We start from the raw sequence: 24,262 nt of genomic DNA, 5'->3' as shown, positions 1-24,262 counted from the left end.
TATAGACTATATTTAGACCATCAGCAAGATTCATGAGTGCTGATAACTGCCTTGCGAACACCTTAGCCTATTGAGGGCTTACCTCAGCACCGTCCTGTTCGGTCAAAAGTAGCTCTACTTGATCAAGAACAGCCATTAATGCACCTTCTTTACCTGTATTTTTCGATCGCCATTCATCTTCTGGTCTAAATACAACCAACCTATACGCCTCTTGTGATAAATGCTCCAACTCAGCATTAACCATGGAACGCTGACGCAAGTAATATTTCCCCCATCTTGCAAAGATCAGTATCCACATAGAAATCAAAAGCGCACCATCCCATCGAGTCCAGTTAGAAGTACTCGCAAGTGGTTGTTGTACTATCCGTTGCTGACGTTTCAATATATTGTGTATCAATTTAACGCTAGTCGATTGTGCCTCAGGATTACTATTAGCAAGAAGGAAAGCGGCGATGTTAGTTGTTTGCCCCTCTCTAGATTCCTCAAACAACTTCGGTGAATGGGCCTCAAGCATATAAACAAGCTCCTCTGTCCAAATTTTACAAGCGTCGTCATTAGACACTCTTCCCGCTTGCAACAAAGGAGCAACTACATCCGTAAATAACCATGGTTCTGCCCAAGCCAATCGCTGCATATGGCCTCGTAAAGAGTCAACCAAATGCTGCAACTCATCTGATGATATAATTTCTGGCAGTACTGTATGTAATGCTTTGATTAAATCCTTATAGGGCTGTATTTCATGCTTGTTTCTTGCTGCATGATTAACCATCCATCCTAATATCATTACACGCTCAGTATGGGAAAAAATATTTAATAACGGTAAAACAGTGGAAACACATCTAACCTTCTCTAACTTTGATTCAATAGCACTTATCCCCATCCATTGTAGTAAGCCATTGCCACTTCGGAGAAGACATTTTTGTTGAACCTCACTAAGATTAAAATTCATAGATAAGGAAATTTGGCTAACGATCTGACTTAATAAAGATATTCTAACTATTTCTATGCCTTGCGTATCTTTTGGCATTTTAGTAATTTGCTCTTCAGCAAGTAACAGCAATTGTTTAGGAGCATATCGCCACAATAAACAGACTGCGTAATATTCAGCCCAAGTAAGAACCGTATATTTTGTAGAATGAAATAGATGTTCTACACGATAAGAGGTTTGTAAGAGAGATTTAAGTGTTCGTTGAAATAGTTGTGAATCAACAACTGCCAACTCTTTATTAGTATCATCATGTGAGCGATTAAATGATAACCCAAGGTATTGCGTCAACAATTCAATAAAATTATGTTCATTTTGTATATTGATCTCATCATTATGGGAATGAGCCAGCAAATCACCAATGACATCCCAACTAGAAATAAAACCAGATAAATCCACTGCCAAGTTATCTAAATAATACCGAATGCTACCGGCTTCACCCAGAATATGTGAGTCTCCTTTAAGTAAACCGAGTGCTACTAGCTGTTCTTTTAATGTATCACCACTTAAATCTCGTAATATTATTTGATTAAACCATAAACTTAATGCACTTCCAGCATCCTTTTTCTCAAGAAAACGTAATGGTTCATAGCGCTTCGGACTCATAACTAATGACTTTGAGTCAAAAAGAAGTCGTATAGCAGTACTTCCCTCTATATCATCATTCTTATTAGTTCCAATTTCCTGCAATAGGCTAGACATATACTCCTCCACCTGAAGTAATACATCTGATGGGATTGGAGTTATCAACAAAGGATGATTTTCTGCGGCTTTCTGGAAAGAATTTGATAGGTTAAACCCAGTAACTGGTAATCCATTTCTTCCCATAATTAGGATATAGCGATCATGCAGTCGCCCTTCTTTCATTCCATAAATACGTAACTTAAGCTTACTTAACAGGTTGATATTATTTTCACAACAGGCAACAAGATTATTAACTCGTCCTGTGAATAATTTATCTGACTCTACCTCTACAACCGTTTCATCAAACTTCGGTATTTTTGGAAGAGACGTAAAAATAATATAATCAGAGTTTGATGCTGCACAAAGCAAAACTAACCCTAAACCCGCATCTTCAAAATATGGGTCAAAAATAACTATTTGGTGTTCTTGGTATTGAGATAGAACTTTCCTAAACCATTCTACAAATTGCAACCGTCCTTCACCATCACTTTGTCCCCATCGCAAGAAAAATATACCCTCAGATTTTTTCGGGTGAAGCTGTTCAAAAATAGATAACAACTCTTTGTTAGCAGGAACCCACACATCAATTTCACGCCCTCCAACATGACTGGTAAAACCCAAATTACCGCGATTAATTGTGAGTGCAGATTTCGCACGATCTGACATTGATGGCTTTATCGTTTTTTCTAACCAATCAAATTTTACTGGATTAGATTTTTGTCCAATAGCATGACCTAGAATATTAATTTCCCGGATATATCCTATACGCCAGCGGCAACACAGCATTCCGAGGCGATAACATTCATCAACGAAACCAAAAATTTCAATTTCTGTACTGTCGGTAATAGTTCGGATTTGGTCACTTAATTCAAACGAACATTCAAATATCCCTTCAGAGTCACGAATACCAACAGCAATACCTGAGAAAATAACCTGTCCATTATTCATTATATTCAGGCGAAACTGAAAAGCCGTAAACTGTGGAACCTGCATAGAATTAAATCTTACAACTAAAGCCCTAGGTCTATTTACCCAACTAACATCAAGTAGTTTACGTTCTTTATCATCCAGAGCAGGAAAAACCAACAACTCGATTTCGCCAAATCGGGCAATATCAGTTCTTCCGAAGTCCAGTCCAGTATCTTCATTAAGATCCTTGACTACCATGTCCATTAACGCAGTGTCATAATCTGGCCCCAAGCGAAACAACGCAGCCTTATCCGTCTGGATTATAGAGGCGCTCAGTGCCCCTGCTCCGCCATGAGGGCTAGAAAGAGTATGAAAGTCATAGGCATCTCGATTAAGTAAATATGAAACAGGACGATAAGCCAAGGCCTCAGTAGAAAGCTTTGTTTCTCCAAATCGTTTATTTAGTTTATCAGGAAATTTAAAACCTAATGCCTCACTTATTACAGATATAGTCAAACCATCATTTATTTTTTTTAACAACTCGGCACAAATATTATTTTTAATATATAAATTTAGCCGAGTGACATTTACTTTGAATTGACCAAGCGATTGAAATTTATTATTATCACTAAAGGACCAGCTATTATTAGAATGGTTATATGGGAGCAAACGCCCATAAAGAATACGATTTTGCGTCATTGAATTGGATGTTATCTGTAAGACCCATAGTTGCAACGCACAATTACGCTCATCCGCAGAAAACAATCGCCCTAATCGATTATCATTTATTAAATCATCAAGTGCAAATGCCATAAAATATCCACCAATCCTTAATAATATTTCAAAATCGAATATATTTTTACATTAAAACATATATTTAGTAAATTTTAATAAATATATCACACTCTTTATCTATAGTATCCAGAGCAAGAACACAAGTTGCAAAAAAGTCGAAAAATCTTGCAAAAAACTCCCACTTTACAAAACCTGCTAAAATAGTTCCACGAAAATTGCTCTGATGGAGATCAGAGAGAGTCTCTCTTAGATCCAAAATCCAAATTCAATATTTTAAAAAACCAGTCTCATCCAAGCCATTATTTTAAGTGTAGACTAACCTACATAATGCTGGATTGTATGCTTGGCACTGACACTTGATGTTACTTGCAACACACTTTTCGTAAGCCACTTAGAAACTTAAGCTTTCCTCATGTTAAGTATTTAATAAATAACTGGAGTATCTCTCTTATGATAAGTCCTATTCGCCAGAGCCTATTCGAACGGGCTGCTAACCTACCTGCCGTCAGTGCCCGTGAACTGGCGCTGATGTTGTGTGCTCTGGAACCACACCTCACAACCGCTGCAATTCCTGACGATAAACACGAGTACTACGATATCTTCCTTCACCAAATTATCCGGCAAATCAAATCTGCCGGATGCTTCCCTCCGGGCAGAAACTCGCAGACTCACTCGGCTGATGAAATGTTCGCGCTGGCATACCTGATGATTGATGAAGAGATCACACCAAAACCAGTGCAAGAACGTTGCCTTCGAGCAGTAGCTGCTATTGCCAAACGCAACAAAGCCAGAGATCTACTGATGCAACTTGGAGGCCAGCAATTGCTGGAGTGCGGTCTGGAACTACGCCGCAATCAGCGCGGCCAGTACAGGAAAGCGGCAGAGCAGGAAAACACCTACAGGTTGCTTTTTTTATTACTCTCACTGTTAGTCAAAAATGCCAATGGTACATATGGAACACTCGACTCACCTCGTCTGTCTAACCTCTATCGGGATTTACAAACCCTTGCGGAAGACGAAGGATTTTCGTCTGAAGGTCTCTCACGCGCTACCATTTACAACAAGTTAAAATCGGCTCTGTCTGTCCAACATCGCCACGCAGATTAACTTTTTGTGTTCCACAGTCATCCCTGGACGTCTCAGGACGTATTCGTACGGGTTCGTAGTCGTTCACTGTTCTGTCATCCCATTAGCTCAATCCATGTTTTTTTATTTATAATACATAAAGATAGAACATATTTTGGAACTATACTTCCCTTTTTATCCTATCCATCGTTATTCATCAGATAGCACTTTCTTTCACTGGACGACTGCATCTTTCACTGTATTTTTTCAACCCTATAGACGTGTTCTAACCAGCTGAATACTATCGGCCTTGCCACCTCAACTCCAAGCAGGAGCGATTATGAATATATTACCAACCTCAGCCTCGGAATTTCCTCTTTCAGGAAATGTGCGCATCCGTCAGGTCGCACAGTTCCTGGCAATGACTGAATCCACTGTCCATCGCAGAGTGAAAGAGACCGGGTTCCCCCGCCCCGTCCACCTCTCTTCCCGACTGGTGGTCTTCGATGCCGCTGAAATCCGCCAGTGACAACAGCGCCGCACCGCCATCCTTTAATCCATGCTCAGGGATGAGCCGACCGATATCCCATCATGAAACGCGCCCCTTTTCTCAATAAGCAGTCTCCCGAGCGCACGCTCAAGGTGTTGATCCTGGCCGGAAGCCTGGCATGGGAGACCTCACGCGCCTGGCGAAAAGATCCCGACCGGGAAGATGATATTCCTCCGGTGGTTCTCGGACCGGATGAACGGGCCGATCTGGATAACCTGACCATAATCAGACCTGACGCGCTCTACGTCCGGGTGCTTCGCACAGGCGATATCCGCGAGGAGGAGTTGCTGGAGAACTGGACCGGGCAGCTTGAACGCCTTCGACAGGAAAGGCCCTCTGACATCCTGCCGGAGCACTTCCGCCTCGATGAAGAGGCGCTGTGGTTTGACAAGCTCATCGAACGCCGTGACGGCGAAAGCGGCGTCCAGCCCCAGCGCATCTGTTCCCCGCTACGCGTCACCGCCATCACCTGCGACAGCCATGACGGCAGCTATGGCCGCCTGCTGGAATGGCACACCACCACCGGGCAGTTGCGGCACTGGGCCATGCCGATGGCGATGCTCAGCGGCAACGGCGAGGAGCTGCGGCGCATCCTGCTGGAGAATGGCCTGACCTATATCTCCACCCGCCCCGCCCTGCGCAGCCTGCTGTGCGAGTACATCTCACGGTCACTCCCCGGACGCCGGGTCACCTGCGTGGAGAAAACCGGCTGGCACTGCGGGGTGTATGTGCTGCCGGATGAGGTTATAGGTCCCGGTGGCAACAATGTCATCCTTCAGGGCAGCCACTATCTGACTGGCGGCTTTGCGCAGGCCATTAATCCGATAATCGTAACGAAATGAGTGAGTTCCGGTGGGCGATACGGCTACATAGAGCCCATCACGATCGGTAACTTTGTAGATTTTTTCCTGCGGTTTAAGTCTTTTAAGCTGGATATCGGTAAGCATACGCCCTCCGGAAATACCGTCAGAATTGACTAATTACTGTATGTATTGACTAATGAGGGCTGTCTACTTTTTCGACGATTACGTCAAATTTGCCGTCAGGAGCTGTGCGCTACACAAAAAATGCATCTATGCACATAAATAAAAACCCTCTGCAAAAACAGAGGGTTAAATTTCCTTTTACCTGTTCATGAAAACACAGGAAGGGTTATCGGCTTATTCCCACTCAATGGTAGCCGGTGGTTTACCGCTAATGTCATACACCACACGGGAAATCCCGTTGACTTCATTGATAATGCGGTTGGAAACACGACCCAGGAAGTCATACGGCAGATGTGCCCAGTGCGCGGTCATAAAGTCGATGGTTTCGACGGCACGCAGAGAGACCACCCAATCGTACTTACGACCATCGCCCATGACGCCAACGGAACGGACCGGCAGGAAGACGGTGAACGCCTGACTAACTTTGTCGTACAGATCCGCTTTGCGCAGTTCTTCAATGAAGATAGCGTCCGCACGGCGCAGCAGGTCGCAGTACTCTTTCTTCACTTCACCCAGTACGCGCACGCCGAGGCCCGGCCCCGGGAACGGATGGCGATACAGCATATCGTACGGCAGGCCCAGCTCCAGACCAATCTTACGCACTTCGTCTTTGAACAGCTCTTTCAGCGGTTCAACCAGCCCCATCTTCATCTCTTTCGGCAGGCCGCCGACATTGTGGTGAGATTTGATGACGTGCGCTTTACCGGTTGCAGACGCCGCAGATTCGATAACGTCAGGGTAGATGGTGCCCTGCGCCAGCCATTTCACGTCTTCCAGTTTGAGCGCTTCTTCGTCGAACACTTCCACAAAAACGCGACCGATGATCTTACGCTTGGCTTCCGGATCGTTCTCACCAGCCAACGCGGACAGGAAGCGGTCTTCTGCCGGTACGTGAACAATGTTCAGACCAAAATGGTCGCCAAACATGTCCATCACCTGCTCGGCTTCGTTGAGGCGTAACAGGCCGTTGTCGACGAAAACACAGGTCAGATTTTTACCGATCGCGCGGTGCAGCAGCATTGCGGTTACGGAGGAATCCACGCCGCCGGAGAGACCGAGGATTACTTTGTCGTCGCCCACCTGCTCGCGAATGCGCGCCACGGCGTCGTCGATGATCTTCGCCGGCGTCCACAGGGCTTCACACTGGCAGATATCGCGTACAAAACGCTCCAGCATACGCATACCCTGGCGGGTATGGGTCACTTCCGGGTGGAACTGTACACCGTAGAAGCGTTTTTCTTCGTTGGCCATAATGGCGAACGGGCAGCTTTCGGTGCTGGCGACGGTCACGAAGTCGGACGGAATCGCCGTCACTTTATCGCCGTGGCTCATCCACACGTCCAGCAGCGGTTTGCCGTCGGCGGTCAGGGAATCTTCAATACCGCGAACCAGCGCGCTGTCGGTCAATACTTCGACCTGCGCGTAACCAAATTCACGCTCATTAGAACCTTCTACATGACCACCAAGCTGCATCGCCATAGTCTGCATCCCGTAGCAGACGCCAAATACCGGCACGCCTGCTTCAAAGACATACTGCGGCGCGCGCGGGCTGTTTTCTTCGGTGGTGCTTTCCGGGCCGCCGGAAAGAATAATGCCGCTTGGGTTGAAGTCACGAATTTGTGCTTCTGTCACATCCCACGCCCACAGTTCGCAGTAAACACCCAGCTCACGCACGCGGCGTGCAACCAGTTGAGTGTACTGAGAACCGAAGTCCAGAATGAGGATGCGATGCTTATGAATGTTTTCCGTCATTGACGCTTATTCCGAGGCAAGTGAAACAGATTAAATAAATCGCCCGACATGAAGTCGGGCGAAGAGAATCAGGAGCCCAGACGGTAGTTCGGGGACTCTTTGGTGATGGTCACGTCGTGAACGTGGCTTTCCTGGATACCCGCACCGCTGATACGCACAAACTCCGCTTTAGTACGCAGTTCGTCGATGGTAGCACAACCGGTCAGCCCCATACAGGAGCGCAGGCCGCCCATCTGCTGGTGAATGATCTCTTTCAGGCGACCTTTATAGGCTACGCGGCCTTCGATACCTTCCGGCACCAGTTTGTCGGCGGCGTTGTCGCTCTGGAAGTAACGGTCGGAGGAACCTTTGGACATCGCGCCCAGCGAGCCCATGCCGCGGTAAGATTTGTACGAACGGCCCTGGTAGAGTTCGATTTCGCCCGGGGATTCTTCGGTACCGGCCAGCATAGAACCCACCATCACCGCGCTCGCGCCTGCGGCGATGGCTTTGGCGATGTCGCCGGAGAAACGGATACCGCCGTCAGCGATAACCGGAATTCCGGTGCCTTCCAGCGCTTCAACTGCGTCGGAAACAGCGGTGATCTGCGGAACGCCCACACCAGTCACGATACGAGTGGTACAGATGGAGCCAGGACCGATACCGACTTTCACCGCGCTGCAACCGGCTTCCGCCAGCGCGCGAGCGCCTGCGCCCGTCGCAACGTTGCCGCCGATGATTTGCAGGTCAGGATATTTAGCGCGCGTTTCACGGATACGTTGCAACACACCTTCAGAGTGACCGTGAGAAGAGTCGATCAGCAGTACGTCAACGCCTGCCGCCACCAGCGCGTCAACGCGCTCTTCGTTGCCCGCGCCTGCGCCGACCGCCGCACCGACACGTAAACGGCCCTGCTCATCTTTACAGGAGTTTGGTTTACGTTCCGCTTTCTGGAAATCTTTTACGGTAATCATGCCAAGCAGATGGAAGTTATCATCAACGACCAGCGCTTTTTCTACGCGTTTTTCGTGCATTTTTGCCAGCACGACTTCGCGGGCTTCGCCTTCACGAACAGTCACCAGACGCTCTTTCGGCGTCATGTAGACACTCACCGGCTGGTTCAGGTCAGTCACAAAACGCACGTCACGACCGGTGATGATACCCACCAGCTCGTTATCTTCAGTCACCACCGGATAGCCCGCAAAACCGTTACGCTCGGTCAGGGCTTTCACTTCATGCAACGTGGTGGTTGGCAGGACGGTCTGCGGGTCGGTCACTACGCCGGACTCGTGTTTCTTCACGCGGCGAACTTCTTCCGCCTGGCGCTCGATGGACATGTTTTTGTGGATAAAACCAATGCCGCCTTCCTGAGCCAGGGCAATTGCCAGGCGCGCTTCCGTCACGGTGTCCATCGCCGCAGAAAGCATAGGAATATTCAGACGAATAGTTTTCGTCAACTGCGTGCTGAGATCGGCAGTATTCGGCAAAACGGTGGAGTGAGCGGGAACAAGGAGGACGTCGTCAAACGTCAGGGCTTCTTTAGCGATACGTAGCATGGGCAATATCTCACCTGGGAGGTTAATAAATATTGCCGCGGCATTATACAGAACGTAATCGGTTGCATCTACATTTTTTTGCAAATAGTGCTTGCGATCCCCCGTGAGCAGGTTACTATCGATTGAATAACCTGCTGATTTAGAATTTGATCCCGCTCACATGTTATCCTCTCAAACTTCCTCAATTTTTACCGTAAGCCGCCTTAACCAGACGGTTCGTCTGCTGTTAGAACAGGAGATGGGACAGGTATGGATCAGCGGCGAGCTTTCTAATTTCACGCAGCCTGCGTCGGGCCACTGGTACTTTACGCTCAAAGACGATACCGCTCAGGTGCGCTGTGCGATGTTCCGTAACAGCAATCGCCGGGTGACGTTCCGCCCGCAGCACGGGCAGCAGGTGCTGGTACGCGCCAATATTACGCTGTACGAGCCGCGCGGCGATTATCAAATCATCGCCGAAAGTATGCAGCCGGCGGGCGAAGGCTTGTTGCAGCAGAAATATGAGCAGCTAAAAGCCAAACTCCAGGCCGAAGGGTTGTTCGATCAGCAGCATAAACAACCGTTACCCTCCCCGGCCCACTGCGTGGGGGTGATCACCTCGAAAACCGGCGCAGCGTTGCACGATATTCTCCACGTGCTAAAGCGTCGTGACCCATCCCTGCCCGTTATTATCTACCCGACTGCGGTCCAGGGCGATGACGCGCCGGGGCAGATCGTTCGTGCTATCGAACTGGCGAACACGCGGGGCGAGTGTGATGTGTTAATTGTCGGGCGCGGCGGCGGCTCACTGGAAGATTTGTGGAGTTTTAACGACGAGCGCGTGGCGCGGGCGATTTTTGCCAGCCGCATTCCGGTGGTCAGCGCCGTCGGTCACGAAACGGACGTCACGATAGCTGATTTTGTCGCCGACCTGCGCGCGCCGACGCCATCAGCAGCGGCAGAAATTGTCAGCCGTAACCAGCAGGAGTTGTTGCGCCAGATTCAATCCGCCCAGCAGCGTCTGGGCATGGCGATGGACTACTACCTCGCCAACCGCAGCCGTCGTTTCACGCAGATTTTTCACCGCCTGCAACAGCAACACCCGCAACTGCGTCTGGCCCGCCAGCAAACCGCGCTGGAACGTCTACGCCAACGGATGGGGTTTGCGCTTGAGGCCAGGATTAAGCAGGCCACTCAGCGCCAACAGCGCGTAAGTCAACGCCTGAGCCAGCAAAATCCGCAGCCGCGAATTCACCGCGCGCAGTCGCGCATCCAACAGCTGGAATATCGTCTGACGGAGAATATCCGCTCACGGTTAAGCGAACAGCGCGAACGCTTTGGCAACGCGGTCACGCATCTGGAGGCGGTCAGCCCGTTAGCCACGCTGGCGCGCGGCTATACGGTTTCGACGACAACGGACGGCAAGGTGCTGAAAAAGATCAAACAGGTCAAAGCAGGCGATATCATGACCACGAGACTGGAGGACGGCTGGCTTGAAAGTGAAGTCAAATCCGTCACGCCGGGCACGTAATCCAACACTCCCCTACCCTTTGCAGCGCGATGTTGGGTTTCGACTTCGCCTCAGCCAACCTACGCGCCACATTGGATAAGGTGTAGCCATAATCTGACGATCAACCGGTTTGTCATTCGCCTCAAAACCGGGCAGAGAATACCTGCCCGGTTTTGTCACTAACTTACCAGTTATAGCGCAGATTGAGGCTACCGTTCAGATCGCCAAAATCATTGCTGCCAGTCTGCCCGGCAACCTGAGCGCGAACGCTCCACTGCTTATCGATATCTGCCTGCAGACCTACTTTCAGCTCCGCACGGTTAGCCGGAAGATCCTGTTTCACCGTAGCATCATCAAACGATACCGACACATCATCGCTGGTGTGCAGCCAGTTAGCTTCAGCAAACGGCTGGATAACCGTACGACTGCCCTTGTACAGCTTGCCGTCAACTCGCAGACCCAGGCGCGTTGTCCAACTGTCACTATCCTGACCGTCGATCCGGGTGCCGTAGTTATCCTTCACGCTATCCGCTGAGTAATTCTGCCAGACAACCTGCGCCTGCGGCGTCAGACTGACAGTATTGCCGTTACTCAGCGCAATATCGTAGCGATAACCGGTTTCCAGCGAGACAGCGTTAGCGGTTGAATCGTAAGATTCAGAACCCGCATCACCGCTCTCTACGCTGTTGTTGTAGAAACCATATTGGTACCAGCTGTCGACATACGCGCCGCTATGCGTTTGAGCATCGGCAAACCAGGTGGCATAGACGCCAAGGTTGTAGCCGTCTACGTTGCCGCTACTGGTGAACTGGCTACCGTCTGCGCCACGGTTACCGGTACTGTCGGTATCGGCGTTGATGTAGCTCGCCATGACGCCAACGGTAACGCTCTGCTGGCCGTTGCCCCAGGCCAGAATGTCGCCGCCTAACTGGAACTGGGAGTAGTTGCTGTCCATATCGATATTGCCGCTGACAGCCTCGGATTCCGCTTTACCCGCTTTGAAGCGCGCCCATACGCTACCATCGGCGTTACGATACTGGCTACCCTCGCGGTCATAGAGGGTCTGCATTTGCAGGTTGCGCGCCATCCACTGGTTGCCCATGTACGCGCCGATATCCGCACGGTACTGCGGTGCGACATCGCCGCCATCGTCCGGAGGCGTGACATTACCGCCATCGTCGCCGTCGTCCGAAGGCGTGACATCACTGTCATCATCTGGAGGCGTGACATCACTGCCGCTGTCGTCATCATCAGACTGTGCTTTTGACGCCAGATACCAGTCGTTGTCACTTTCATTCCAGTACAGACGGTAGGTATACAGACTGGCGTTAACTTCATTTTTTAACACAAACGCATCGCTTGTCGATGTGCCGCCAACATCCACCACTTCGATACCGTTAGTGGTCTGCGCCCCATTGCCGATGCCGTTGATGTACAGATCGGTGGTGCCGGAGGCATCGCCGGTAATGACTAACTTATCGGTCGCCGAATCATCGTCGCCCAGGACGGTATTCAGGTAAAGCGAGCCGCCGTTGCCGGTGTAATCGCCATCGACATAAAGCGTATTGCCAGGCGTGCTGGAGGAGCTGCCGCTGGCGAGCGTCCCCATGTTGATCAGATCGCCATTGAGGGTGAGGATGGCGCCAGTTTCCTCGCTGTCGCCGAAGACCAGCGTCCCTTCGTTGGTCACCTTACCGTTAACGGTCGTACCGTTGCTGCCGCCGAAGGTCGCGTCAGAGGCGACGTTCACCGCCTGCTGGCTGCCCATTTCGCCAATCGTACCGTCCCCGGACAGCCACAGCGTGCCTTCCTGTACGTTAGTATCGCCACTATAGGTATTCGCGCCGCTCAGCGTCAGTTTACCCGCGCCCAGTTTGGTCAGCGATTTACCGTCCCAGTCGCCGTTGCCGGTTTTATCGCCCAGTACGCTGGTGACTTCAAAACTGTCGCCTGCGCCCAGGGTAAACGTGCCATGTGCTGGCGTCGCTGACGTGGCGGTCGCATTCCAGCTCAGCCCTTCGGTAAGCAGATATTCTGACGCATCTTCAGGATTGATTGTCCCGGTTACGGTCAGATAGTCCGGCTGGTCAGTAAGGTTCATCGTCAGGCTGGTAAAGTCGCCGCTGATATCGCTGTCCATATCCATCAGTTTAAAGGACTGGAACTCCGCGTCGGAGGCGCGCGCTTGCAGGCTGGCGTCGCTGACGACCAGATCGCCGCCAAGCGTGGCGCTGCCGCCGGTAATCAGCGGTTGCACTGAGTCACTATTCAGCTCAACGTTCAGCGTACTGCCATCTTGCTGAATTAACGCGCTGTCGCCGAGATCCAACGAGGTGCCGAGCGCCAGTTGGGTCGTCGCGCCGCTATGAGTGGTGATGCCGCCCACCGCACTGACTTCACCATCTGCGTCCAGCACCAGCGTGGCGTTATTGTCGACCAGGCCGGTGCCCAGCGCCGTCGTACTGGCGGCGACCAGCGTACCTTCATTGATGGTGGTGCCGCCGCTGTAGTCGTTGTCGCCGGAGAGGATCAGCGTGCCTGCGTCTTCTTTGGTCAGCGATTTACCGTCCCATGTGCTATTCGGATCAAGCGTGTCGTCAACGTCTGTCAGATTAGCCGCAACGTTAAAGCTGCCGTCAGGGTCGCTAAGGGTAAAGGTACCGTGAGCGTCGGTAGAAGCGTTGTCTCTGTCCGCATACCAGGAGAGGGAGGCCGTCAGATCATAGTGGGTGTTGTCTGCTTCGTCGACTTTTCCGTCGATAGTCAGGAAGTCAACATCTTCTCTATTCATTCCCGCGACGGTCAGATTGTCGAAATCGCTGGTAATGGCGCTGTCGCTGTCAATCAGCGTGTAGGTGTATGCCTCAGGCGTCCAGCTGTCTGTAACGCTGCCGATGCCGGTGACGTTCAGCGTGCCGCCCAGCGTGACGCTGTCGGCGGTAATGGCGCTTTCACCGTTGGCCTTACTGAGGTCAATATTCAGCGTACTATCGGCTTGCTGAGTCAGCGAGTCGACGTTGAGCGTCGTACCTTTGGCCAGCTCAGTCGTTGCTCCAGACTGGGTTGTGACATTCGCAAGGTTGAATTCGCCCTCCGCGTCCAGCTTCAGCGTACCCGCGTTATCGACATCACCGCCGCCCAGCGCGTTAACGTTGGCGGCAATCAGCACACCGTCGTCAATAGTGGTGCCGCCGGAGTAAGTGTTATCGCCGCTTAACGTCAGCTCGCCCGTACCGGTTTTCACCAGCGAGCCGCTGCCAGAAAGCGTATTTTCCAGCTCGCCTTCGCCGACCTGAAGCACGCCGCTGTTGGCAATAACGCCAGTGCCCAGTGAATCCGCATAGTCAGCCGTCAGCGTACCGCCGGTTATGGTGGTGCCGCCGCTGTAAGTGTTATCGCCGGTCACGATCAGCTCATCGTTACCGGTTTTGACAATTTGGCCCCCGCCGGTCACGTTGTTATCCAGCGTGCCCTGGCTCAGCGCAAGCGTTGCGCTTTCTGCAATCGTCACATCGCCAGTGCCGAGCGAGGCGGCGTCTTTGGCGGCCAGAATGCCGCCGTCAATTTCAGTGTCGCCGTAGTCGTTGCCAGTGTTGCTGAGGATCAGCGTGCCGTCGCCCTGTTTGGTTAGCTTGCTGCCATCCCAGTTGGAGGTCGCCGTGGTTTCATCCAGTTCGCTGGTGACGGTAAAGGTACTGCCTGCATCAACGGTAAAAGTGCCATGCGCAGCGCGCGTAGAATTTGCGCCCGCGTACCAACTCAAGCCCGTAGACAACTCGTAGTTGGTATTATCATTCGCATCAACGCCCGCGTTGATCGTAAGGTAATCCGGCATAGCAGAGATATCGGCATCCAGCGTTACGCTGTCAAAATCGGTAGTGATCGCAGTTTGCGAATCAATCAGCGTGAACGATCCTAAGTGCTCGTCGGTTTCGGGCGCGACAAAGGTGGCCGTTGAGCTAAGGTTCAGCGTCCCGTCCAACGTGACGTTGGTGGCTTTGATAATTGGCGAGCTGTTGGCGGTATCCAGCGTCGCGTTTATCTGGCTGCCGTCCTGCAAGGTCAGGGTATTGTCCACCGTCAGCAGCGTACCTGTCGAACCGCTCGCGTTGCCCAGCGTAATGCCGCCGTCGTTGGTCAGGTTGCCGACGGTTGACGGGTCGGTCATGTTCCACTGGCTGGTTTCGTCAAGCGTCAATGAACTGTTCAGGCCGTTGACGCTCCCTTGCAGTGAGGATTTTTCGGCCAGCGACAAGGACGATACTGTGCTCCCCGCGTCAATGTTGCCATTCAGCGTTGTGTTGTTGGCCTCTACGGTTGCCGCATTATCCAGTTTAATAGCCGTTGGGCCAGTCAATGTGCTGTCGGTTAATGTAATGGGCTTTTCTATCACCGTGTTTTTATCAACGTGCAGCGCGGCGGCGTCGTCTGAGGTCACGTCCGCATTGTTGACCGTCAGCCCGGAGTTATTGCTGTAAAAACTGCTGCCCCCCGTGGTCATCAAAATGCCATCGCCTTTGGCGATGATGGTGGCGCCGTCAATGTTGACGGAAGATTTGGCGCTTTTAATGCCTATATCTTTGGAGTTGATGACCATCGAACTTTTATTATCGCCGGAAATAGTCACCGTTGAGGCATTACCAGCCTCAATGGCTGCGCCTTTGGCATTATCGTGCATGACGGTAGAGTTCGTAATATCAAGAACGCCCTTGTTGGACGCGATAACAGTACTGTCTGTACCCGTGGAACTCACTGTACTATCGCTCACATTCAGGAAAGCGTTGCCTGTTGTGCTGCCAACCACGCGCAGTTGTCCCCTCGTGAGCGTGATTTCACTCCCGTCCGTGATGTTCAGCGTGCTGCCTTCTTGCGAAACTACATCGCTGCCGGTTTCCGCTGTTGCTGTTACCTTGATGTCGCTCAATGTCGCTTGCGACTCGCCGCTGAGCGTCATGATGCCATAATTGCCTCCGGCCAGGAGAGTCCCTCCCGTTAGCATTATGCTGCTCTGTCCTGATAGCTCGATACCCATAGCATATTCTCCCGACGTCGTGATTACCGCGTCGGTAAGATTAAGCATCGCGCCGTTAGTAAGCTTAACCGCCGTGGCGGCTGCATGGCTGCTACCGTCCGGGAGGAGAGCGCCGCCGCCGTCCGTTTCAATCACAACGCCCGTGCCTGTGCCTGAGGTTGGCTGCCATCCCCCCTTAGCCGTTGCCAAACCTTCGAGGTACAGTGCCGTACCCTGGCCGGTACCTGAATAAGAAATTGGCGACGTTTCTGCGTTCAGGTCGTGGTCGACTCCGTCAATGTAGGACACCGAATTATCGGCCATAGCCAGCGGACTGGCGAACCCAAGCGCGGCAACAATTGCGAAGGCCAGCGCATTGTGTTTTGCACTAATTATCCATCCTGACTCAGGCTTTTCAATAGAAAGGGCGACTTCATTAGCGTGCGCCTGTATTTTAACTTTGCTGTGGCCTCGCGCCAGTTCTGAAGCCACGACATACATATTTCGCACGGCGCTCCAGACGATACTGTAGGTCCTGTTCAATTTTTAAATTTCCTTTTAATAACGTTCACGAAGCAAACTTGATTTTGATTGGCTGTAAATAGCTTTTAAATGGTGTATATAAATGAGATAAATAATAAATAACAAAAATATAGTTCTATGAATGATTACAATCATCTGTAACAATATATTATCAAAGACAGATTATTAACTAATTTCAAGGCCTATTTCAATGCCAGGTCAACCTTTGATTAATTCATAATTGATATAAATACATCCATCCATTTTATAAATATTTATATTATGAATGATATTTAATGGTTTCATATATTGAGATAAATAGATGCGTGAGGAAAAAGGTGTGATTATCATGCGACACCTGGTGTTATTGTAAATATACTCGTCATACTTCAAGTTGCATGTACTGCGGCTGCGTTCCCTCACCCCAGTCACTTACTTTATGTCGCCTTCCTGCAACTCGAATTATTTAGAGTATATGGGTAGCGCCAGATGCCGGGTTGCAGAAGCGAGACGGCGCTTTTACACACTCGCGGCAAACGGTGGTGACTCCAATTAGCAGAACATATACTTTTCAATGAATGTGTCGATTACTTTTTCATGAAGCTCAATGGAACATGAAAAGCAGATTTTTTTCGTGCCAGACGCTTAATACGTTAATCCACGCACGTCGCATAACCTGCTGAACTTGCCGGCTTAATGGCGCAGTTTTGATTCCTGGTATTCTCATCCACGCCGCAATACATGCCGCCGCTCGAGGTTGATTGAGATAAATAGGGATAGCCCTGCGTCGGCCAGCCTAACGAGCTAATGGAATGATACAGCGTCAACAGGTCGTTATTATCTGGTGCTTTGCTAAGGCTACCGCACTGCTTGGCAATATCCCATTTAGTGTTGTCCACCGTATGCGCCATCGCCCAGTACTCGTTATTTGTATGCACTCCGTTGGTAAATACTGGCGTCACGCCTGACAGCAGCTCAGCCTGAAGCCACGGACGATGCAGCGTTTTTCCGTTAACGGATGTCGTATCCGCCATATTTCCCCAGAACAACGCTTTATCCGTATCCGGACTGGTAAGTACCATAAAAATCACATCCAGTGATGCGTGAAGAGTCGTATTGTCCGTCAGTTTCACCGTGAGTGGCGTTTTCAACCCCAGGCTTTTATCCTGATTAAGCGTAAACATTGCCGTACCGTCGCTGCCGGTAGTGCCGGTAAAGACAATCCCGGTGGTGGTCATACTTTGGCTGGCGCTTGCGGGTGTCAGCGCTTTAAGCATGAGATCGTCTGCTCCGGCATCCGCTGCCACGTCGCCATCCGTTACCACCGTACCTGCCCGATTTTTCGAATCGCCACGTGACAACGTAAAACCGACGTTGGCGACCGGGTTACCGCTGCTATCTTTTACCGTCACCGTTAACGGCATCGCGCTTCCCTTCTCCACTACCGCCGCGTTTTTCGCGCCGTCCATCGCCGTCGAGGTCAGCGTAATACTGGCAGGAGTAGAAGTACGCGGCTCGACCAGACACACCTGAGCGCCAGTCACGCTCGTGGAACTGGAACGGCCTTTGGCGCCAGTATCCAGCCGCAGATACTGGTAATACCCGGTGCCTGTTTCCTGGTCTACCGCCAGCCAGGATTTACCCGCCCCAACCGGCCAGCCGAACGCCGTACCGATAGCACTGTTGGGATTATCGTCATACAGCGTTTGCAGGTCGTTTAATAACGGCTGGTACTGCGCATCACAGCCGGTCGCGCCCGCTTTTTGGGTGTTCGCGATGGTCACCAGCGGCCAGGTTTCGTTATTGTAAGAATAGGTGCCGCTGTTCGACGTCATCTCCGCCGCCAGTAGCGGGCGGCGGAATTCCACGCCCGCGCTGTTGGTCGCCGTTTCCGGCATATGGCCCCAGTATTTGGCTTTCACGCTGTCCGGGCTGGTGATGACGGTGAAAATCGCGTCCATATCGCTGACCGTCGGCGGATTGTCGGGAAGCATCGCTTCCAGCCGTGTTTTCAGGCCGGGGGTGTTATCCTGCGTCAGTTCAAACTGCACTCTGCCGCTCTCATCCGTGGTGCCGTACCAGTACCAGAGTTGCTCGCCGGAATAATGATAGGCAAACGCTTTGGCATCCGCTGGCGGCGCAATCGGCGTTAACAGCATGTCGCTATTGCTGCCGTTTTCATTGCCGCCCGCCCGGTTTTGCGAATAGTTCCCTCGCCCCAGACGAATGGGGACGTTGGGCTGCGGCGTACCAGCGCCGTCAGTGACGGTCACCGTAAGCGGAATTTTTTCCCCCTTTTTCGCCAGCGCAGCGGATTTTTCGGCATTCATGGCGCTGGAAGTCAGCGCTATCGACAGCACCCTGCGCTTCGCCAGGCAGAGTTGCGCCGTTGCAGTATTGGTGCTTGTCGTTGTCGTCTCGCCGGTATTTAGCCTGATGTACTGGAAATTATTCGTCGAGTGCGTATCGTTGACTTTCGAATCCCCCGCCCCCCAGTATTTCCCCCCAGCCACCGGTAGCCCAAAGGCCGCCGTTAGCCCGCCCTGCGGATAGTCGGCATACAGCGTTTTTAACTCATCCATCGTCGGCAACCCCAGGCGATCACACGGGCTGGCGGAATCCTGATACAGGTTTGGATAACGGCTCCAGGTATACCAGTTTTCACCATTTGCCAAATAGCCAGAAGTATCCGTGGTTGAAGAAAGCTCGGCGCGCAGCAGCGGCCGGGCAAACTCTACCCCTTTACTGTTGGTAAAGGTTTCCGGCATATGGCCCCAGTATGTGGCCTTGTCGGTATCCGGGCTGGTGATAACGGTAAAGATTGCGTCTTTACTGTCCGTCAGGTTGCTGCCGTCCATCGTGGCGGCGCTGATAGTGGTCTTTAAACCTGTGGTACTGTCCTGAGCCAGGGTAAATGTCACCTGACCCAGTTCATCAGTTTCCACGTACAGATATTTCGCGGAGGTATCCAGCAGGGATGTCGCAAGGCCAGACGGCATCACATTACGTAGCGTAATATCGTCTGTGGCACCTGAAGCCGATGCGGCGCTGTTGGCGCGATTGTACGACGTTCCCCGGCTGATTTTCACCATCACGTTTTTCATCGGCTGGCCTGCGGCGTCTTTCACCGTGACGGTGGCGGCAATCTGCTCGCCCTTCTTCGCCTTCGCAATCCCGGTGGCTTCATCCTGGCCTGCCAGCGTCAGCGTCAGGCTGGCAGCGGCGCGGCGCGGCGAGGCAAGACAGGTCTGCATGTAGTAAGCCGTGGTGCTGGTCGTCGTTTTGACATCATTGCCGTCGTTAAACAGGTTGACCGCCGCGTACAGCGACTGCGCTCCGTCTGACGATATCACGTAATCCCCCGCCCACCAGTAGCGGCTGACGTTGTTGTTGCCCGAACTGGTCATCGGCCAGCCGTTACGGCTGCGCATGGCATTATCAGGCCAGGTATTGTACAGCGTCTGGAGGTTGCTGACGCTGGGCAGATAATCGCGCCCGCAGCCGCCGCTGACGCCGTTCCAGGCTTTATCGACGGTTATCATGCCCCAGGTTTCGCCCTTGTCGTAGTAGCCGTTGGCGATGGTCAGCGTTTTGCCGGGCGTAGCGCTGAACTCGCTCGCCAGCAGCGGACGTTTGTACACAACGCCGCTGCTGTCGGTTAACGTTTCCGCCATATGGCCCCAGTAGCTGGCCTTCGGGGTGTCCGGGCTGGTAACCACGGTGAAAATAACCGGCAATGGCGCGGTCGTTGTGGCGTTGCTGTGCTCTATCGACGCCATCAGCGGCGTTTTAAAGCCAGCGCCCCCGTCCTGGCTGATATCCAGCGTCAGCGTACCGTCCGCGCCGGTAGCGGTGTAATACTCAACGCCGCTGTTGCGCGCGTCGCTGTGGTTAATCTGTATGGCTGCCGCCTGCGAACCGTTAACCTCCTGATTCGCCCGCCCAATGCTGTCGCCGCGCGTAAAGATAACCGGCGTGTCCGCCACCGGCTTGCCCTGGGCATCCAGCGTGGTGATGGTGACCGGAATCGTCTCGCCGACCTTCGCTTTAGCGAAACCATCGCTGTCGTTATACTGCGGCGAAGTCAGCGTTATCTGCGTCGCCACCGGATGGGCGTTTTGCAGGCAGACAAAATAGAGTTTTTCATCCCACAGCAGCGAACCAATGCCGCCGTCGCGCAGATTAATCGACTTAACGTAGCGGTTTTCCGTACTCCTGCTCAAATCGGCGGTGCTGTCCTGGTAGTTTTTACCGTCCAGCGGCCAGCCCTGCTGGGTATTCATGGCGCCGCCTGGCCAGGTGTCGTACAGCGACTGGAGATCGGCAAGCGAGGGCACAAATCCCGCGCCGCAGGCATCTTTCGCCACCTCAAAATTCACGCTGCCCCAGGTTTCGTTATTTTCCGTATTGCTGCCGTGGGTAATACCGCTGGCGATTTCAGCCGATAACAGCGGGCGCTTAAATACCTCGCCGTTGGCCGCCGCTACCGTTTCCGGCATATGGCCCCACATTTTAGCCTTATCGCTGTCGGGGCTGGTGACCACGGTAAAAATGGTGTCGATACTGGCCGTCGCGCTGGCGTTATCGTACAGCGCTGCCGTAATCGCGACCTTCGTACCGTGGGTATCCGGGCGGGTGACGGTGATAATTTTGCTGCCGTCCTCGCCGGTCAGTTCGCCGATTTTGGTGGCGGTATCGTTGAGCGATTCACCGTCGATGACCACCGCAGAAACGATGCCGTCGCCGCTACCGGCGATATGTTTTTCCCCCTGGCGGGTATAGCCGTCGCCGCGACTGAGCACAAACGGCGCATCCGGGACCGGATTGCCGCTGGCGTCTTTCGCCGTCACCTTGAGCTGAAGGGTGTCACCTTTTTTCACTTTCACCGCGTGCTCGCCGCCGACGTCATACCACAGCGACGTATCTACCGGTTCGATGGTAATTGAGGCGGCCGTGGGATTGACGCCAACCAGGCAACTCACAAAATCGGAAGCGTCGCCGGAAGCGGTTTTGTCGCCGGAGGCCAGCGATACCGTCTGCCACGAACTGGCGCTGGCGAAGGTGGAAGACCAGTAGTTATACGACGTCGGCCAGCCGGATACGGTGTGAATTTTATTGCCATCGTTCGCGGTATAGAGTGCGCTAAGCTGGTGATCTTGCGGCAGATGATTAACCTCGCAGCCTCCGGCGTCGGGGTTGTTCAGCGCATCGGCATGGGTAACGCGCGCCCAGGTTTCGTTATTCTGATCTTCGGTCCTGGTCGCGGCAGTCGCTTCCGCCGCCAGCTTTGGCCGCTGGAATTCCATATCACCCACGGTGAGCGTATCCGCCATATGTCCCCACATATGCGCTTTTGGCGTGTCGGGGCTGGTGGGTACGGTGAATTTCACGCTGCGGTTGACGGGGGCGGTGATCAGCGAGTGGAGCGGCAGTACGGTCAGCGGCGTCAGCAAGCCGACGCCCTGCGGCTGTTCAATCACCAGCGTGGCGTTCCCCTCGGCATCGGTGATGCCCTGATACGTCATCGACGCCTGGGAGGAGCCAAACGAGGTTCCCCCCATGACCAACGTTCCGTCGCTGGAGTCGGTAAAACCGGTCGTCGCGTTGTCGCGATTTTTGCCATGCGACATGGTCACGGTAAACGCGGCGTTAGGCACAGTCAGTCCGTTCAGCGCGTTGACGGAGTGCACGTTCATCGTTACCTGTTCGCCCACTTTGGCGACCGCATTGCGTAACGACTCGTTGCCATCGAAGTAAACGTTCAGGATGGTCACCAGTTCGTTGCCGGAACAGGAAAGATAGTTCGGTTCAGCGCCGCTGAACATGCTGTCCGCGCCGGTCGCCAGGTTGACGTGCGTGGTGGTGGAGCCATCGGTATCCGCCGCGATATAGCTGTGTTTCTGCGTCGGCCAGCCGTAGGTCGTTTCCATCGCGTTGCCGGAATGGGCCGCATACAGCGTATCCAGCAGCAGTTGCCCCGGCACCTGGCCCGCGCCGCACTGGTTTGTCGCCGCCGTTACCGAGTTAAACGTGGCCCAGTATTCGTTATTCTCAAATTCAGAGCCGGTGTCCTGCGCGGCTTCGTCCGCCAGCAGCGGACGTTTGTAGATATTGCCCGCCTCCACCACGCCCTGCATATGGCCCCACATGCGCGCCTGCGCCACGTCCGGGCTGGTGACTACGGTAAAAATGACGTTCTGCGTCGCTTCTGTCCCGTCGAACAGCACCACGCGCACCGGGGTTAACACGCCCGCGCCCCGATCCTGGGTCAGCGCCAGCGAGAACTGGCCGTTGGCGTCGGTGACGCCGTGATAGTGACCGTCGCTGCCTTCCAGATTGGTGATGACGACCGGTTCATCCGACCACTGATGCGCCGCGTCAATATCGGCGTTCTTTTGATTCTGGCGATTCTGTTCGTCGCCCAGATAGACATTAAAGTAGCGATAGGGCAGCGGTTTGTTGGTGGCGCTGTCGGTCACGCTGATCTTCATATTGATCTCATCGCCAACCTCGACTTTCGCGGCATTGACCGTTGAATCAAAACTATCGGCGCTAATCACTAACTTCGGCGTAACCCCCGGCGAGGCTTTATCCACGCAGCTTACCAGCGATTGCGTGGAGTCCGGCATTTGCGTAAGGCTGCGGCTGCGCATATCAATGCTGATATGGTCGGCGGCGATCGCCCCCTGGGAGGAGGACCAGTACTCTTCATCTCCGGATGTCAGCCCCACCGGCCAGCCGAGGGTGGTGGATAAATCGCCGCGCTCAATTTTTAACCCTTCCAGTTGGCGCGCATCCGGCAGAATATCGCAGTGTTTATCCGCATTAGCCCAGTTGAACTGCGCCCAGCTTTCATTGTTGATACTGACGGCGCGGTCTTCGCCGTCGGTTTCCGCCGCCAGTTTGGGGCGGCTAAAGGTGTAGCTTTCGCCATCCACCGTGGCGGTGGAATTGTCCGCCATATGGCCGTACATATTGGCGCTGCCGCTGTCCGGGCTGGTAAGGGTGGTAAAAATCACGTCCACGTCGGCTTTCAGCCCAGGCGCGCCTGACGGGTGCGCCACCAGCGGGGTTTTTACCCCCGGACCGTTAGCCTGGGTGACGGTCACCGTCGCCACGCCTTCCGCATTGGTGGTGCCGTGATACTCTGTGGCGGTGGTGGTTAGTTCGGTATTGCCGACGCGTACCGGCGCGGTATTGTTCACCACGCCCTGGCGATTCAGCGCATCGCCGCGGGTAATCACGAACGCGATATTGCCCGCAGGCTCGCCGTTACAGCCTTTGGTATTCACCGTCAGCGTGATGCTTTCACCGGCTTTGACCTTCGCGGCGTTGAGCGACTCGTCCAGATGATCGGCGGCGAGCGTTACCGGGTCGCCCACGGCGGGGGCAATATCCACCGCAATCTTTTGATTGAGTATCTCTACCGCGCTGTCATAAGGCACGCCGGTGCGGGTAAGCAGCCACAGCGGCGGTACGGCGGTTGAGGTATCCAGTTGCGGCCAGACCACCAGGTGGCGGCCCGCCATATTTTGCTCACAGAACGTCAGGTTTGCCGATGGCTGCGGAGACAGCGGCGTATCCGGCGTGGCGGCGTCGGCCCAGACCAGCGTGACGGTGGGCGCGCGTTCAGCCTGCCAGGCCAGCGGCGGATCGGCGAAAATATCGCCTTCGGTGTCGTGCGGGTTGGTTAAGGTCATCGCGCTGCCGGCATCGCTGGTGCTGAACTGGCTGGGTTTCGCGGAGTAATCAACAGAATTAGCCGCATCAGAGCGCAACTGCACGCTGCCCTGATAGACCGGGATCGTCACACTATCGGCCTGAGGGGGAGTACCGTTAATAGCCGCAGTTTGCTCAGTGAGTTCCTGCCATGCGCCGCTGCTTCGCACGGCCTGCGCGAAGAAAGGCGTTAAAATAAAGGCGCATAACAGCAACCAGGATAAAAAACCGACACACTTTTTCGATTTCACTGACGTACC

Annotated in this window: 8 protein-coding genes and 3 pseudogenes; 4 read left to right on the top strand and 7 right to left on the bottom strand. The window is 53.0% G+C overall.

Annotation, left to right across the window (positions count from 1 at the left end; translation table 11 throughout):
• Nucleotides 1–67: 67 nt before the first annotated feature.
• Nucleotides 68–3,391, bottom strand: coding sequence for a VPA1262 family protein (locus OLG56_RS06305; protein ID WP_001645530.1), 3,324 nt, complete (start codon nt 3,389–3,391; stop codon nt 68–70).
• A gap of 432 nt (nt 3,392–3,823) precedes the next feature.
• On the opposite strand from OLG56_RS06305, the gene OLG56_RS06300 reads away from it, so the two are divergent.
• From OLG56_RS06300 to OLG56_RS06290, 3 genes and pseudogenes are all read left to right on the top strand, one after another.
• Entirely contained in the window at nt 3,824–4,480 is a 657-nt protein-coding gene (locus tag OLG56_RS06300; RefSeq protein ID WP_023207710.1) for a hypothetical protein, read from the top strand.
• 298 nt (nt 4,481–4,778) lie between these two features.
• Nucleotides 4,779–4,967 (top strand): AlpA family phage regulatory protein, encoded by a 189-nt coding sequence (locus OLG56_RS06295; RefSeq protein ID WP_023207709.1) that lies wholly within the window; start codon nt 4,779–4,781, stop codon nt 4,965–4,967.
• Between the two features lie 62 nt (nt 4,968–5,029).
• A pseudogene (locus OLG56_RS06290) lies at nt 5,030–5,803 on the top strand (DUF927 domain-containing protein); the annotation flags it as partial.
• Here OLG56_RS06290 and OLG56_RS06285 read toward each other — a convergent pair.
• From OLG56_RS06285 to guaB, 3 genes and pseudogenes are all read right to left on the bottom strand, one after another.
• Nucleotides 5,792–5,935 (bottom strand): annotated as a pseudogene (locus OLG56_RS06285) (Arm DNA-binding domain-containing protein); the annotation flags it as partial. The pseudogenes OLG56_RS06290 and OLG56_RS06285 sit on opposite strands and share 12 nt — an antisense overlap.
• A 213-nt stretch (nt 5,936–6,148) precedes the next feature.
• Nucleotides 6,149–7,726, bottom strand: coding sequence for a glutamine-hydrolyzing GMP synthase (gene guaA / locus OLG56_RS06280; RefSeq protein WP_000138293.1), 1,578 nt, complete (start codon nt 7,724–7,726; stop codon nt 6,149–6,151).
• 68 nt (nt 7,727–7,794) lie between these two features.
• Complete coding sequence (gene guaB, locus OLG56_RS06275) at nt 7,795–9,261, bottom strand: IMP dehydrogenase (RefSeq protein WP_000944174.1); 1,467 nt, start codon at nt 9,259–9,261, stop codon at nt 7,795–7,797.
• A 160-nt stretch (nt 9,262–9,421) separates the two neighbouring features.
• Between guaB and xseA the strand changes: the two genes are divergently transcribed.
• A complete protein-coding gene (gene xseA / locus OLG56_RS06270; RefSeq protein ID WP_000953183.1) occupies nt 9,422–10,771 on the top strand; it encodes an exodeoxyribonuclease VII large subunit in 1,350 nt (449 codons plus the stop codon).
• 163 nt (nt 10,772–10,934) lie between these two features.
• Here the strand turns inward: xseA and shdA are convergent, their stop codons facing one another.
• From shdA to ratB, 3 genes and pseudogenes are all read right to left on the bottom strand, one after another.
• Nucleotides 10,935–16,304: a fibronectin-binding autotransporter adhesin ShdA gene (gene shdA / locus OLG56_RS06265; RefSeq protein WP_079900365.1), complete on the bottom strand. Its 5,370-nt coding sequence runs from the start codon at nt 16,302–16,304 to the stop codon at nt 10,935–10,937.
• A 531-nt stretch (nt 16,305–16,835) separates the two neighbouring features.
• A pseudogene (locus tag OLG56_RS22275) lies at nt 16,836–16,936 on the bottom strand (IS1 family transposase); the annotation flags it as partial.
• Nucleotides 16,937–24,253 (bottom strand): DUF823/DUF824 repeat adhesin RatB, encoded by a 7,317-nt coding sequence (gene ratB, locus OLG56_RS06260; protein ID WP_079980932.1) that lies wholly within the window; start codon nt 24,251–24,253, stop codon nt 16,937–16,939.
• Nucleotides 24,254–24,262 lie beyond the last annotated feature (9 nt).

Source organism: Salmonella sp. 2018103, from assembly GCF_026247685.1.
In the GTDB taxonomy this organism is placed as follows: Bacteria; Pseudomonadota; Gammaproteobacteria; order Enterobacterales; family Enterobacteriaceae; genus Salmonella; species Salmonella enterica.
This window is presented reverse-complemented; position numbering and strand designations above follow the sequence as displayed.